The 15,557-nt window shown below is 44.3% G+C and carries 12 protein-coding genes; 1 reads left to right on the forward strand and 11 read right to left on the reverse strand.

The features are described 5' to 3' along the window. Positions 1-27 precede the first annotated feature (27 nt). The 4 genes from MSWHS_RS19855 to larE all read right to left on the reverse strand — a co-directional run bounded on the left by MSWHS_RS19855 (position 28) and on the right by larE (position 2,487). Positions 28-186: a hypothetical protein gene (locus MSWHS_RS19855; protein ID WP_156148042.1), complete on the reverse strand. Its 159-nt coding sequence runs from the start codon at positions 184-186 to the stop codon at positions 28-30. 415 nt (positions 187-601) lie between these two features. Further along, entirely contained in the window at positions 602-1,150 is a 549-nt protein-coding gene (locus MSWHS_RS00885; RefSeq protein ID WP_082087989.1) for a DUF531 domain-containing protein, read from the reverse strand. Between the two features lie 60 nt (positions 1,151-1,210). Beyond that, positions 1,211-1,663, reverse strand: a complete 453-nt coding sequence (locus MSWHS_RS00890) for a GNAT family N-acetyltransferase (protein WP_048158646.1) — start codon at positions 1,661-1,663, stop codon at positions 1,211-1,213. Continuing rightward, positions 1,660-2,487 (reverse strand): ATP-dependent sacrificial sulfur transferase LarE, encoded by an 828-nt coding sequence (larE, locus tag MSWHS_RS00895; RefSeq protein ID WP_048125259.1) that lies wholly within the window; start codon positions 2,485-2,487, stop codon positions 1,660-1,662. The genes MSWHS_RS00890 and larE overlap by 4 nt, the downstream gene beginning before the upstream one ends. Positions 2,488-2,690: 203 nt before the next feature. On the opposite strand from larE, the gene glmM reads away from it, so the two are divergent. After that, positions 2,691-4,037 (forward strand): phosphoglucosamine mutase, encoded by a 1,347-nt coding sequence (gene glmM / locus MSWHS_RS00900; RefSeq protein ID WP_048125261.1) that lies wholly within the window; start codon positions 2,691-2,693, stop codon positions 4,035-4,037. Between the two features lie 1,146 nt (positions 4,038-5,183). Here glmM and MSWHS_RS00905 read toward each other — a convergent pair. The 7 genes from MSWHS_RS00905 to acnA all read right to left on the reverse strand — a co-directional run bounded on the left by MSWHS_RS00905 (position 5,184) and on the right by acnA (position 15,176). After that, positions 5,184-6,305 (reverse strand): TIGR04013 family B12-binding domain/radical SAM domain-containing protein, encoded by a 1,122-nt coding sequence (locus tag MSWHS_RS00905; RefSeq protein WP_048158647.1) that lies wholly within the window; start codon positions 6,303-6,305, stop codon positions 5,184-5,186. Positions 6,306-6,371: 66 nt separating this feature from the next. Continuing rightward, a complete protein-coding gene (locus MSWHS_RS00910) occupies positions 6,372-7,490 on the reverse strand; it encodes a site-2 protease family protein (protein WP_048159519.1) in 1,119 nt (372 codons plus the stop codon). Between the two features lie 134 nt (positions 7,491-7,624). Next, on the reverse strand, positions 7,625-8,056 hold the full coding sequence (locus MSWHS_RS00915; protein ID WP_048125266.1) for a DUF126 domain-containing protein: 432 nt from the start codon (positions 8,054-8,056) through the stop codon (positions 7,625-7,627). Further along, positions 8,043-9,248, reverse strand: a complete 1,206-nt coding sequence (locus tag MSWHS_RS00920) for an aconitase X (RefSeq protein WP_048158648.1) — start codon at positions 9,246-9,248, stop codon at positions 8,043-8,045. The genes MSWHS_RS00915 and MSWHS_RS00920 overlap by 14 nt, the downstream gene beginning before the upstream one ends. 244 nt (positions 9,249-9,492) lie before the next feature. After that, positions 9,493-10,761, reverse strand: coding sequence for a UbiD family decarboxylase (locus MSWHS_RS00925; RefSeq protein ID WP_048125271.1), 1,269 nt, complete (start codon positions 10,759-10,761; stop codon positions 9,493-9,495). A 107-nt stretch (positions 10,762-10,868) separates the two neighbouring features. Beyond that, complete coding sequence (locus MSWHS_RS00930) at positions 10,869-11,936, reverse strand: citrate/2-methylcitrate synthase (protein ID WP_048125272.1); 1,068 nt, start codon at positions 11,934-11,936, stop codon at positions 10,869-10,871. 432 nt (positions 11,937-12,368) lie between these two features. After that, complete coding sequence (acnA, locus tag MSWHS_RS00935; RefSeq protein WP_048125273.1) at positions 12,369-15,176, reverse strand: aconitate hydratase AcnA; 2,808 nt, start codon at positions 15,174-15,176, stop codon at positions 12,369-12,371. Positions 15,177-15,557 lie beyond the last annotated feature (381 nt).

The following is a 15,557-nucleotide window of genomic DNA, read 5'->3' on the forward strand; positions in this document are numbered from 1 at the left end:
ATGAGAACTAAAAAAAGCTTATGCAGGTTATTTACCCTGCAAGCCGCCTATCATAAAGCGGTAAAGGTCTAATTCATCTGTGTCCAGACTGTCTGTGCAGCCTTTTACAACTGTGTGGTAACCGTTTTTACGGTGTTTGTATTTATATTCATTTCTTTTTCTATCTTCGTTATTTAGTTCACTCATAAGTTTTCCTCCTGTCTCTTCAATGTTTGCGCTCTGTCAGGGTTAATATTTCACTCCTTCCGGATACAGGTCCATTCGGTCAGGGCAGAATTCTTGCCCCTTTCGAAAGGGTAAACTGCACTGCAGGTTAGAGCTCAAATCTTTCCGGATAAAATTCCTCAAATTGGAATTTCCGGTCCTTCCGGACGAATTCCTGAAATACAGGCCATAATTCTAGGTCCTTCAGGTTGTAAACCCCCAACAGCGCAACAGGCGTTGTTCTTACCCACAACTATATATTAATTGTAATTTGTAATATATATCTATTCCGGAATTTTTTTTAGATTGCCTTAAATTTTTTTGGATCACTCTAATTTCGGGACGTATGCTCCACGATAGTTTTTTTATCCCGGGATCATGGATTTAAATTCAAATATCACTTTTTTGTTTCCAGATTTGCCATGAGACCTGAGATGTGGGCAGGTATCGCTCCTATTGCAGTGCATGTCTCAAGGGAAAGCCCTTTAGAGGTAATATCAAGATGGTATTTCCCTCTTTCAAAAAGTTCTTTTGGAAGTCCCTTATGCCCAAGGCCCACAAGAAATAGAAATGAACGGTTGCGTAGCGCTTCTTCAGCGACTTTCACAGGCATAACCTTCTTTTTTGGGTCTGGTTTTGAAGTGGTGATAATTATCTTCCCAAACTGGGAAGGAAATCCTTTCTTTGGAAGGTCAGACACTGAAAGGTGGTTTTTTTCGTAAAGGGTCCTGAGATAACTTCCTGATTCTCCTATGGTGGTTTTATCCATTACGAATGCGACGAGCTCTTCTGCGGTTATTTTAAAAGGGAAGTCATAAAGAGCAAGGTGGAACCCAAAAGCATGGCAAATTGGAGCGGCTCTGGCAATTGCACGGTAATGAGCATCGAGAACTTTGATCTTGTCGTAGGTATTGACGATTCCAAGGGTGAGCATAAACTGCTTCATTATGCGTTTTTGTAAAATAATGTTTCGTTAACCTTTATCAGGTCCGTTTCTTCAGGAAATTCAAAAATACCTCATGGCGTGCTGTGCACACTTCTCAAAATGCTCGCACTTTCTGCAGTCTTCCCAGAGAAGTAATTTTTCAGAATCCTGCAGTGTTATAAAACCAAGTTTTTCAAAAAAACCCGGAGCAGTCGTCCGCACATATAATTCACAGGCAGGGGCTCCAGGAGTTCCCGGGAAATCAATAGTGTTTGTAAGGTACTCCATAAGCCTGGTTCCGATTCCTTTTCCTCGAAGATTTGGATGTATGGCAATGGAGTGAAGCTCCAGAAAAGTCTTCTCGTTTGAAGTGTCCCTTATAAGGGCAGCACATCCGATCACTTTACCTTCTTTTTCAGCTAGCACAAAGTCTTCGGGTTCAAGTTCTTCCATATCCAGAAAATAAGTGGATAGAAGCCTCTGGATTGCAGAAAGGTCTTTTTTTTCGGCTTTTCGGATTAAAATTTCTGTCATATTTCTTCAGCTTTTTTCCGCATGTGAGGTTCATCCATACTTCCTGAACGGAAGCCCTCAAGGTCGAGGGTTACATAGTCAAAACCAAGAGCTTTAAGATGCCTGGATATTTTTTCTTTTTTGCGGAATGCATCCTCAAACTCCTCGTCGGTGACCTCTATCCTGGCAAGGTTGGAATGCATTCTGACTCTGAACTGCGTAAAACCCAGTGATAATAAATAATCTTCGGCTTTTTCTATTTTCTCAAGGACTTCGGTGGTAATAGGCTGTCCGTAAGCAATACGGGTTGCAAGGCAGGCTGCAGGCGGCCTGCTGGCTGCTGAAAGGGAACGATTTGAGGCAATCTCCCTGATCTCTTCCTTTGTAATGTTAAATTCCACAAACGGGGAAAATATCTTCTCTCCTGCTTCCTCAATTGCTCTGTATCCTGGACGGTTTTCCCCCTTTATTTCAGAAGCATTCGTTCCTTCAAGTACGACATTATATCCGGTTTTCTCTGCGAACTCTACCAGGGTTTCAAGAAGGGCTTTTTTGCAGAAATAGCACCTGTTAATCGTATTTGCAGAAAAATAGGGCACACTGGTCAGGGAGAATGGGAGGATTTTGTGCTGAATTCCTATTTCACAGGCTGTCTGGGCAGCGGTTTCAAGCTGCTGCCTGGGAAACAGAGGAGAATCTATAGTTACGGCAAGGGCTTTTTCCCCAAGTTCCTCAAATGCAAGTGCTGCAAGAGTTGAACTGTCCACTCCCCCTGAAAATGCAATGACTGCACTTTCTCTGGCTTTTATAGCTTCTCTTATCATTTCGATCTTTGCAATGTCCATTAATAACGAGTTTTCAGCTAATAAGATATATGTATTTTCCAGCCCTATGGTCAGGTGCCTCACAATAGTTATGTAAGGGGATATGTGTGTACCGAAACTTTGTTTTCCTATCAGGGTTCTGGTTACAATAAATAAATCTAATTAGAACCTAATTTCCTTATAATGGTATAATTTTGACGTAAATAATGAGATGGAGATCTTAAATGGAATTATTCGGAACTAATGGTGTGCGTGGTATTGCCAATGAATATGTAAACCCTGAAATGGCAGTCAATTTAGCCAAAAGCCTTGGAACATACATGGGCTCAAAAGGTACGGTTGCAATTGGCTGTGATACCAGGATTTCGGGCCAGATGTTGAAATCTGCCGCAATTGCCGGAGCTCTTGCAACAGGTTTGAGTGTGATTGATGTAGGGATTGGCCCTACGCCCTCTATTCAATACTATGTGCGCGACTATGCAGATGCCGGAATCGTTATTACGGCATCTCACAACCCCAGGGAATATAATGGGATCAAGTTGATTGCAGGAGATGGTTCAGAGTTCCCGAGAGATGGGGAAAGGGAAATTGAAAAAATTTATTTTTCAGGCAAATTTTCAACGGTCTCCTGGGAAAAAACTGGAAATTTCAGGGCAGATCCGGCAGTTAATGATTATTATATCAAAAATATAATCCGGGCAGTAGATGCCGAAACAATACGCAGCCGGAAATTTAAGGTAGTGGTGGATACGGGCTGCGGGGCAGGTTCCCTTACCCTTCCTTTCCTGCTCAGGGAACTTGGCTGTGAGGTACTGACTCTTGGGGCTCAGCCTGACGGGACTTTTCCATGGAGAAATCCCGAACCCACGCCTGAAGTCCTGACTGAGCTTTCGGACCTTGTTAAAAAGACAGGTGCAGCCTTCGGGGCGGCGCATGATGGGGATGCGGACAGAATAGTCTTCATGGATGAAAACGGGGTATTTGTAAATGAAGAAGTTCTGCTTGCCATGATGGCGAAATATATGCTTGAGAGTGAAAAAGGGCCTATAGTCACTCCTGTTAGTTCTTCCCAGCGCATGGCTGATGTTGCAAAGGAAGAAGGGGTTGAACTTCACTGGACAGCTGTCGGTTCAATCAATGTCGCCCGAAAAATGATGGAAGTAGGTGCCGTTTTCGGAGGAGAGGGCAATGGAGGCCTTATTTTCCCTAAACACCAGTACTGCCGGGATGGAGCAATGGCATGCGCCAAAATCCTTGAGATTCTGGCTGGAGGGAAAAAGTTTTCCGAGTTAACTAAAAGCGTGCCTGTATACTTCAATGCAAAGACCAAGACGCCTTCCAGTGATGTAATGGGCACTATGGGGAGAATCCGAGATGAGACTTCAAGCATGGGACTCATAACAGATACCATTGATGGGGTCAAGATCTGGTATGACGATGGGTGGGTCCTTATACGCCCTTCAGGTACGGAACCTATTTTCCGGATCTTTGCCGAGGCAAAAAAGCAGGAAAGAGCAGAAGAATTAATGCAGGCAGGTCTGGAAATGGTCTTAAGGGCAGAAAAGGCCTGAACAGTAATTTTAGCCACAACAGTATCTTTTTGGAATGCAGGTTCTCAACACATCCCGAAGTAAAATATCCGGGTAGTGATAACGTGAATCTACAGGATAAAAAAATGCAGGTGAGGTTCAAGTTAAATTGAGCCTTGATCTGCCATTCTTTATTTGACTGCCTCTTATCGAAGACGGAACCAAAAAGATTAACTGGTTATGAGTTTCTAATAGAATTTTACTTTCAAATTTAAAGTGATTGGTGATTTGCTTTTGTATATACTTTTATTCTTTTAATTGCTCTTCTTTTAATTGCCTTTCTTTTAATTGCTCTTCTTTTAATTGCTCTTCTGTATATTCTTTAATTTTGTAAATTCTTTAATTCTGTAAATTCTTTATTCTACAAATTTTAATTTTATGTGTTCCATCTTCTTAATTATTATCTATTATGTATTATTTTAACATAAGTAACAACAAATTATAAATACATTGAAGCATTTCTTACATATGAGACTAAAAAAATTATCTTCCTGCAGATAAATTTGTTAGTACGAGAGCCTCCTAATTTGAAAAACATACGCCTCCTTATTTGAAAAACATATGCCTCCTGATTTGAAAAACATATGCCTCCTGATTTGAAAAACATATGCCTCCTGATTTGAAAAACATATGCCTCCTTATTTGAAAAACATATGCCTCCTTATTTGAAAAACATATGCCTCCTGATTTGAAAAACATATGCCTCCTGATTTGAAAAACATATGCCTCCTGATTTGAAAAACATACGCCTCCTAAATCGTAAAAAAGTATCAGAAGGTTCTAAATCACCTGCTAAGATGAATGAAACAACAATACAAGATCGATAAGCACATTTCAAAACAAGACCTAAATACAGGATCATCAAACATCCTTTAAGAAGAGCCATCAAAACTGCATAAATAAAGAGTTCTTGAAATATAAATACAGGCAGGAGATTCAATTCCGTTAATCGGAATTGACATCTGAGTTTATATATAGTAAAGTAACAGGGTCTAAAACAAAAGTCCCTTCGTGCGATTTAATTCAAAAACGGTTCAACCAGAACGCAGGATTGGGTTTTTAAAGCCGGCATGGAGTAGCACCTGTCGGCTTTCCTTAATCCTCTTCTCCTTTTTTTCAGGTTTTCTTTTATACTTTCCTGTGTTTTTCCCAGTAACCTGTTAGTTTTCCCCCAAGGGCAAGTTTTCCAAGTTCTCGCCTGACATGGGCGCTTACTTCCGAGGGGACTGCTGATACGTACGGAGTTCCAGGCAGGGGGGTCAGGTAATGAGCTCGGACAGTCCCACCTTTTCTGCAAATCCAGCGCACAAGGTCAAGGCTTTTTTCCTGATCCTCTTCGGTTTCGGTGGGGAGCCCGAAGATGAAATCAACTGCGGGAACTATCTCATGTTCAAAGCAGCACTCAATAGCTGAGATGCTGTCCTCAACCGTATGTCCTCTCCTTATCTCTTTAAGGATGCGGTCACTCCCGGATTGAACGCCCATGCTAAGGCTGTCATTTGCACAGTATTTTCTCACCAGTTCGGCAGATTCCTCGGTCACGAATTCAGGACGGACCTCAGAAGGGAAAGTCCCGAAAAAGATCTTCTTATCGGGCAGTTCGTGCAGGGCAGAGAGCAGTTTTTCCACCTTGTCGAACCTCGGGTGAATTCCATCGCTTCCGTAAGCGAAAGCATTTGAAGCTATGAAACGGAGGTCATCATAGTGCTGTGCATTTTTCAGGATGCAATCAATGCTCCTGTGCCTGACCTCCCTTCCAAAAAGCCTGGGAGTCTGGCAATACTTACAACCCCAGGGGCAACCACGGCTGATTTCAATGGGGGAGCGAAGCTTTTTCGGGTCAAAACAGAGATATGCATCCAGGTCTACATGCTTCCTTTCAGGAGTTATGATTATCCTGCCTGTATCTGATTTGTAAGCAATTCCCTTTACCTCTCCCGGCTCTCCCTTTTCTTTCAGGACCTTTACAAGTTCTGGGAGGGTTTCTTCACCTTCGCCAATCACAACGTAATCAAAATATTCAAGTGTCTCTTCGGGAGAGCCGGAAGGATGCGGTCCTCCTGCAATGAAGATTGAGTCAGTCCCTGCATTTTCAACCTCCATGAAGACTTTCGCTGCCTGTCGTGTGGTAAAACTGTAGATCATGATCCCATTAAGGGGACTGTCTGTAAATCCGGCTTCTGGAAGTAAAGGTGAAAGAACCGCAAAGCTGTAAGAGTTCTTTTTACTATACCGGAAATGCACGTCCATTATTTTTTTCTCCTTTTTTCAGTGCTTTTTTCAGGTTTTGGTTCTCTTCAGGTTTTCCAGTTCTTTTCAGGTTATTGGCCTAAAAGGAATAAGGGTAAAGCAGAGAAGACCAAGGATAAAGGTAAGTATTCCTATAAGGATACGTTTTCTATCCAGTTTCACTTTATCATGAAGAGGGGATGGATGCCCTGCCGCTGCAAAAGCCCACAGGAAGAGCGCCCAGAATATCCAGATAAATCCGTCTCCATTTAACCAGTAAACCACATAAAAACCTATCAGGAAAAGGACCTTGGGCATCATTGAAGATACCCAATCCGCTTTTTTGCCGAGCATTGCTCTGAGCACATGCCCGCCGTCAAGCTGCCCTGCAGGAAGGAGATTCAGAAGGGTTACAAACATCCCTACCCAGCCTGCAAAAGCTACAGGGTGCAGGTCGCTCCCCGTAACCCCAACAAGTTTCTGGAGCATCACAAAAAGAGGGGGGAGGCCAAGCTCAAACATCAGAGCATCGGGTAAGGGGGTTACTGCAGGTGCATCAAGATTTAGCCCGATTATAGTAACTGCAATTGAGACCAGGAGCCCTACCAGAGGCCCTGCAATTCCAACATCAAAGAGAGCCTTTCGGTCAGGGATAGGTCCCCTGTAACGGATTACCGCTCCCATAGTGCCTATAAAAGTTGGAAACGGAATAAAGTAAGGGAGGGAGGTTTTCATCCCATGGTGCCTTGCCATTGCATAATGAGCCATCTCATGAGAGCCGAGCACAGCCAGTATTGCAAAGGTGAAGGGCAAACCCTGAAAAATCTGAAGGGGATCACTCCAGAGGTCAACTCCGAACAACCAGGCTCCGCAGATCATGGTTGTAAACACTGTTGCTATGAAAAGTGCAAGGTTCACCCAGACTTTTTCCTTTGACTTTTTTATAGGTGCAACAATAAGAACGTGTTCTCCAAGTTCGTATTTCAGGGTACCTCCAAACCCTCGTTGTTCGAGGGGAGCCCAGAGTTCTCCCATTACATTTTCGGCATCTGTTTTAGGGGTGCCGAAAAAATAAAGAATCTCTCTGGACTTCTGGATTTCATATACGTCAAATACCCTCATTATGAAAGGGTATATACGGGAAATCATCTCTTCAGTATCTAATTTACCATCGCTTTTTCTCTGGTCTTCTTTTCCCTGTTTCATTTTAAGTTTCACGTCTTTGCAGCTTGAGGTTTTTTTAGCTTTTACATTTAATGCAATTTTCACGTTTTAAGCTTAAACGGCAAGGTATTCAGGTTTAAAGTTAATTCAGGATCATTAATGTTTAATCTGCATCATTATTCTGCCTTACTGCCTTTCGGTTTAATAAATTTGATATATCCCTCGCTGCCGTTTACCAGGACAATGTCTCCATCCTTTAAAAACTCATATGGGCTTTTTTCCAGCATGTCAACTAAAGGGATTTCAGATATAATTGCTCCTACCGCTACAATCGGTTCGGTTTCCAGATTGATAATTGCTACCGGTCCAGCTTCATTCTTCTTCAGCTGGTACATTACATAGGAGCCAACAGTCGAGCCCTTTCCATGGGGAAAAACAAGAACTTTCCCTTTGATTGATTTTCCTGCAAGAGAGTGTTTTTCTTCGACAACAATTCCTGTTTTAGGGTCTACACTGCCAAGGAACGATATGGGGTCTCTGGAAAGCAAAACTTCCCCTTCTGCACATCCCCTGGAAATTGTCCGACCTTTGAGTTTAATAGGAATCACCTGCCTTTTTTCCTTTCCCTCCGGTTGCTTCCTCTATGCAGGCTTCCATATTTCCGTATACACTTTCAGCTCCGCACATCCCCGGCACGTAGGCAAAGGCTTTTCCCGAATTCACCATAACGCAGGAGTAGCTGTTGGTTGCCGGAGAAACTACCATACAGGTATCGCAGACAACCTTAGCCCCGCTTCCCTCAATGGTCCGGATATATTCAGGGTAGCGTTTTGCAAGTTCCCGCGAGGTAAAGATCCAGGTTTCTTTTGAAACCGTTTTTCCTTTCAGGAGCTCAGCCGCTTTTTTAAGTTCAGCTGCAGAACAGTGGGGACAACCGATGGTAATCAGCTCGGGTTCTTTTCCAACTCTTTTTCTGCTCTCATAAACTTCATCAAGCTGGCTTCTCTCGATAATAATTTTTTCTTCAGGTTCTTCAAAGCCCAGCCTGCAGGTTTCAGGGGTCACTTTTTCCACATGATAAAGTGCCACTGCTCCGGATGCCGCCATTGCAGCTCCAAGGGCTTTAAGCTCATCCTTCTCCGGAGTATCCTTCAGGTGAAAAATAGGTATCCTGCTCCCTATGATTTTGCCTGCTACATATCCAAGGGCTCCATAATCTGATTCTTTAAGTGAGCACTCCACACGGATCGAAACTTCAGGAATGCGGTTTTCCTCAAGATGTAACCCATAGTTTGCAGTTTTCCCCAGAAGCGCTGCCGAAAGGGCAGATGGTCCTCCCTCCCTGTTTGTCCGGGCTCCTATTACGGAGTTTGCATAGGAAATGGCTGAGGATTCACTCCATGCTAGGTGGTCGCCGTAGCCCGCTGAAAAGCCTTCTAGGTTATAAGGAGTACAGGTACATTCACAGCGAATCCCAAGCTTTTTGTAAGCCTGAATAATTTCTTTCTGCTTTTCTGCAAATTCAGGAGAAATTCTCAACCTTTCCCAGTCTTTCAGGTCCATTCCAGCCGGGTTTAGGATTGCAGGGACCTTTACCTGTCCCTCAAGGTCCGATATCCAGTCAAGTCCGGCATCGCCTATGGTTTTATAAGAGACGCCTGCAATCTGGGCACTTCTGATGGGGATCAACCCTTCCGCACCATAGATGTCCCCGAGAGCTACAAGGATCTCAATCGCTTTCCTGAGAGTCTCTCCGGCTTCTCCATTCAGAATTTGTTCTTCTTCTTTTGTAAGGTACATGAAAATTCACTCTTTAATTGCCAGGTAGTAAAGAAATAATGCAAAATCTTGAGTCAGGCCTGATTGTGGCATGTACAAACAATTAAATCAAGTACAGAACACTGAGGCAAGTATAAAATATTAAAGCAAGGTTAGGGTATTCTATACCTCGGATTGCAGCCACTTAAAAATTATCTGCCCTTTAAAAATCTCATATTTTTAAAAGCTTAATATCAGTCATTTAATATCAGTCATTTAATATCAGTCATTCTTCAGGAATGACTGCCCTTTCGAAGTTCTCTTTTTCAATAAGGACTTTTGTAGCATCGATTCCTACTTTTGTAGTCGTCCCGTCAGGAGCCCCTCTGGGATCAAGGGAACTTCCGCGGACATTAGGAATAATCATAATATCCATATCCCCTTTTACCCTTGTAGCAATTGCAAATTCGACATCATCAGGGTCAAAGATATTTATGTCCTCATCCACGACCACTACATGTTTCAGGCTTGTATGGGCTGCAAAGGCTGCCATTATGGCGTTTTTCCCGTCTCCTTCAGTCTGCTTTTCGATCTGTACGATTGCATGAAGGTAACAGCATCCTCCTTCTGTCAAGACCACGTTTTTGACGGTCGTAACTTCCCCTACAGCTCTGTATATCCTTGGCTCGTAAGGCACTCCCATCATCAGGAGATGTTCGGGACCAGCAGGCAGAATTCCGTGATAAATCGGGTCTTTTCTGTGGATCACGCGGGTGATGTGGATTACAGGTTCTTTCCTTACCACATCGTATGTTCCGGTAATGTCCACAAATGGACCTTCATCAACTTTTTTCACAGGGTCAACATACCCCTCGAGCACGATCTCGGAGTGTGGTACTTTTATCCCATTTGAGCACTCAAAGAGTTCTACCGGAGCACCCCGCAGGGCGGCCGCGTATTCAAATTCCTTTCCGACAGGAACCCTTGTAGAGGTTGCGTAAATAATCGTAGGGTCGCAGCCGATAACAATTGCAACAGGCAGAGGTTCACCTTTTTCGATGGCTTTTTTGTGCAGGAGGTAGGTATGTCTCGGGGGGACAAGGCGGGCTGCGAGTTTGTCTTTTCCCACAAGCATAAGGCGGTGGATTGAAGCATTAATGGTGCCTCCGTATTCGGAAACCACAATCCCTGCAGTTATATAGGGAGCTCCGTCTTTTTCAAAATGGGTAAGGATTGGAAGTTTTGTGAGGTCAACCTCGTTTTCTATGACTTCAAGGGTAGGAGATTCTGAAACTATCCGGACTTCGCCTTCCGGAGAAACTTCCGCAAGCTTCCTTATTATTTCTTCTTTAAGAACCCCTAGCATGGAAGCAAGCTCGTCCCTGGACCCGAGCAGGTTCATAATAACCTTTGAACCTGAAATGTCGCGGAAAAGAACCGGAGCTTTTGTTTTTTTTGCAATCCTTGAAGCCTCGAATCTCGGGGAAACGGGCTGCGGAACTTCTACCAGTTTTCCGTTTTCTTTTAACCGGTCTATAAAATCTCTATAACTCATGGGTATCTGGATATCAAAAAGCGGTCAGATGATAAAAAGATTCTCTGATACCAGGGCTTAATAGTTTCATGCCCTATTTCAGGCATAAACAGTTTTTTTCTGAAATTTTAACATTCATCGAGCATGAAGGCTCTGGGTCTTATGATCTTTTTCTTCTCATACTGGTCGAAACAATGGGCTATCCAGCCCGAGACTCTCCCGATTGCAAAGATCGAGGTCGCAAGCTGCGGAGGAATTTCCATATATTTGTAGATGACCCCGGAATAGAAATCAACATTCGGATAAATCGGCTTTCCTCTTTTTTCCACAAGCTCGCGGACAACAACATTTTCGATTGCCTCGGCTGTCGCGTACCAGCACATATCCCCTTTAGATTCAGCCAGTTTCTTTGAGAGCTGCTTGAATATTGTGCCCCTGGGGTCATATGTCTTGTACACTCTGTGCCCGAATCCCATTATTTTTTCTCTCTGTTTGATTTTCTCAAGGACAAATTTCTCAGCATTTTCAGGGCTGGCAACTTCTTCAAGCATATTCATAACTTCTGCCCTTGCCCCTCCATGAAGGGGGCCTTTAAGCGTGCAGAGTCCTGAAACAACTGCAGAATAGAGGTCGGACATGGTTGAAGCTGTAACTCTGGATGAGAAGGTGGAGGCATTCAGCTCATGCTCGGCACTGAGAATAAAGTCTTTTTCCATGACTTCAGCTTCCAGTGGTTCTGGCTTGCTTCCTTTTATCATGTACAGGAAATTGGCTCCGTGAGATATGGAGGGATCAGGGGGCACAGGTTCCTTTCCATTTGACACTCTATAATAAGCAGCAACAATGGTTGGGATTATGGCAATTAACCTTATGGCTTTTCTTATATTTCCTTCCGGGGAACTGTCATTCAGGTCCGGATCGAATTGGGATATGAAAGAAATGACTGTGCGCAGCGCTTCCATAGCATCGATATTGAAATTGCACATGCGGATAATGTCCATTACCTCCCTGTTGATTTCACGCTCCGCATGCAGGCGGGCTGAGTACTTGGCAAGTTCCTGTTCTCCGGGGAGCTCTCCCCGGATTAGCAGATAGGAAACTGCATCATAAGGAAGTTCGACTAGTTCGTGGATATCGACTTCCCTGTATTTCAGAACGCCCTCCAGCCCGTCTATGAAACATATATTTTTACTCATTTTCTACCTCACAGTTATGCGTAGAGGATTTTCAAAAAACTTTGAAATTGGGGAATCCTCTGATTATACGTGAAAGATTTAACACGAAGGATCTTTTGGGTCCAAAAATAGGGTGACAATGCAATTGTATTATCATCGAATAAGTATATTAAATTTGTTGAAATTGTAACTTTAAATCTTTTTAAATATATTTTCTTATGTTAAAAATCCTGCCCCCTTAATCTCCTTATCTATTTTAAGAACGGGGTATAATATTTTTCGTAAAGTACCCCTCTTCAAATAAAGTATCCCTCTTCAAAATACCTTTTTGAGCTAAAATACCCCTGTATACAATACGGATAAAAGAAAGGTTCCTGAAAAAATAAGAAGCCTTATTAAGGCTTGTGGAACCTCCTAACTAATCTTTTCATGCTATTCTGGCATAAGTGACCATTATTTTTTCTTCACCGAATCCCTGAGGAACTTATGCAAAATTCCTCCATTCCTGTAGTACTCTATCTCCACAGCCGAGTCCAGCCTCAATGCGACCTTAAACTCTTTTTTTCTCCCGTTATCGTCCTTTGCTCTTACGGTAAGCTCTCCGTGAGGTTCCATTTTCTCAATGCCGAGGATATCGTAGCTTTCTTTTCCCGTGAGGCCAAGGGTATCTGCATTTTCCCCCTCCCTAAATTGCAGAGGAAGAACTCCCATACCCACAAGGTTGCTTCTGTGTATGCGTTCGAAGGACTCGGCAATAACAGCCTTTACTCCAAGGAGGAATGTTCCTTTTGCTGCCCAGTCGCGGGAACTACCTGTTCCGTACTCTTTTCCTGCGAGAACAATCAAGGGGGTATTGTTTTCCGCATAGAGCAAAGATGCATCGTAGATAGGGATCCCCTCACATGCCTCGGGCGGGAAGTCTTCTCCTTTTAGGTGGTAGACAGTCCAGCCTCCTTCCCTGGCTACAAGCCTGTTCCTGAGCCGGATGTTCGCGAAAGTTCCACGCATCATTACTTCATGGTTGCCCCGGCGCGAGCCGTAGGAATTGAAATCTTTCTGGTCCACACCCCAGGATATCAGATATCTGCCTGCAGGGCTGTCTGCCGGGATATTTCCTGCAGGGGAGATGTGGTCTGTAGTGATGCTATCTCCGAAAAAAGCAAGAACCCTGGCGTTTTGTATATCTCCCGGCAGAGGCAAAGTAAGCGGGAAATCCACAAAATACGGCGGCTCCTGAATGTAGGTGGATGTCGGGCTCCAGTCATAGAGGGTACCTTCAGGCACATCCAGGTCTTTCCAGAGTTTTGCTCCTTCCAGAACCCCGGAGTATTCTTTTTTGAACATTGAAGGCTTAACGCTGTTCTTTTCAGCTTCCCTTATCTCTTCGTTTCGGGGCCAGATATCCTTTAGATAAACAGGGAGTCCGTTCGGGTCATAAGCAAGGGGGTCGGTTTCAAAGTTTATGTTTATTGTGCCCGCGATTGCATATGCAACAACAAGCGGAGGAGAGGCAAGGTAGTTTGCTTTTACATGGGGGTTGATCCTGCCTTCGAAGTTCCTGTTCCCGCTGAGTACGGCTGCAACTGTAAGGTCTTTTTCTTCAATTTCCTTTGCAACATGTTCGGGTAGAGGTCCGCTGTTCCCTATACAGGTCGTACATCCGTATCCTACCTGGTGGAAACCCAGCGCCTCCAGATAGGGCAGAAGACCTGCGGCTCCAAGATACTCGGTGGCCACCCTTGAGCCCGGAGACAGGCTTGTTTTCACAAAAGGTTTAACCCTCAGACCCTTTTCAACAGCTTTTTTTGCGACCAGCCCGGCTCCTATGAGAACCGACGGGTTGGAAGTATTGGTACAGGAAGTGATAGAAGCGATTACTACGGAACCGTGTGTGACCCTGAAATCTCTCTCATGGGGCTCAACCTTTTCTGCCTCTTCCATGCCCAATGCTTCGGCTTCTTCTACCGGGGCTCCTCCTTCTCCCAGCCAGCGCAGATAGGCAGGGTCTCTGGTCAGCTCAGCACCTCCCTCCTTCTTTCTTATAAAGGTCTGCCTCATTGTTTCACGGAAATTTTCCGAAACTTCGTTCAGGAAGAGCTGGTCTTGCGGACGTTTTGGTCCTGCGATACAGGGCTTTACAGTCCCCATATCAAGTTCGAGAGCGCTGCTGAAAAGAGGTTCGGGTTTGTGGATTGAGTAAAGAAGGTCCTGGGCTTCCAGGTACTTTTTTACAAGGTCAACCTGCTCATCACTTCTGCCTGTCCTCTTCAGGTAGTTTAAGGTCTCCATGTCAGGCGGGAAAATCCCGAGCGTTGCCCCGTATTCGGGAGCCATGTTTGAAATCGTTGCCCTGTCCGGGAGGCTTAAGGAATTCATGCCGGGTCCGTAGAACTCGACAAACTTGCCGACTACACCGTGCTTTCTTAATATTTTGGTGATCGTAAGAACTAGATCCGTGGCTGTAACCCCAGGTCCCAGTTTTCCATAGAGTTTGAAGCCCACAACCTCAGGAACGGGAATATAGTAAGGCTGTCCGAGCATTACGGCTTCGGCTTCTATGCCGCCTACTCCCCAGCCAAGGACTCCTATCCCGTTTATCATTGTGGTATGGGAGTCAGTTCCGACAAGGGTGTCAGGGAATGCAAATAACTCACCTTCCTTCTCTTTCAGGTGCACGAGTGGGGTCAGGTACTCAAGATTCACCTGGTGGATGATCCCTCTTCCAGGGGGTACGACCCTGAAATTATCAAAGGCATTCTGTGCCCAGCGGAGGACGGTATAACGCTCCCGGTTGCGTTCAAACTCCTTTTTCTCATTTTCTTCAAGGGCATATGAGGTTCCATAGGAATCCACCTGAACCGAGTGGTCAATGACCATGTCAGCAGGAATTACAGGATTGATTTTGGCAGGGTCTCCTCCAAGGCGCTCCATTGCCGAGCGGAGGGCTGCCAGGTCAACTACTGCGGGCACACCCGTGAAGTCCTGCATGATTACCCTTGAAGGAATAAACGGGATATCCCTCTTGCTTATATTTTCAGGACTCCAGCGGGCAAGGGCTTCCACGTCCTCTGTAGCTATCAGGTGCTTTTCAGTATCCGCATGCCGGAGCAGGGATTCCAGCAGGATCCTTATAGAGTAGGGGAGCAGGGAAATCCCTTCAAAGCCCTTTTCTTCCAGTTTGCTCAGTCTGTAAATTGTAGCTTTTCCGGCAATTGTTTCGATGCTATCTCTTACCCCAAAGGGGTCCAGGCCTTCTCTCATTGTATTTTTTACCTCCAGCAAAAATATAAAGTAAAGATAAGTATGGATTAAAGATAATCGTGGCTAATGTTCTTCCATTAACTCTTTATCTTATGAAACTTCCTCTCTTTTGTCCCTGAGACTATTTTATTCCTTCGGGCTTGTTATCTTCCTTTTTTTGGAGACCAGAAGTTTATCGCTCTTTCCCCCACCTGATTCCCGGTTCTCGGCATTCTATTTCAATTATATATTCAGGGGCTCTTTTCCAGCCCTTCCTCGTTTTCAAGCACTTGCAGGATAAAAGGTAAGTTTTAAAGACAGGTTTTTTTGATTTTTCCTGATTTTCCTTGGGAATTATACCCAAGTTAATTATATATCATTCAATGGGAATTATACCCAAGT

The organism is Methanosarcina sp. WWM596 (genome assembly GCF_000969965.1).
Lineage (GTDB): Archaea > Halobacteriota > Methanosarcinia > Methanosarcinales > Methanosarcinaceae > Methanosarcina.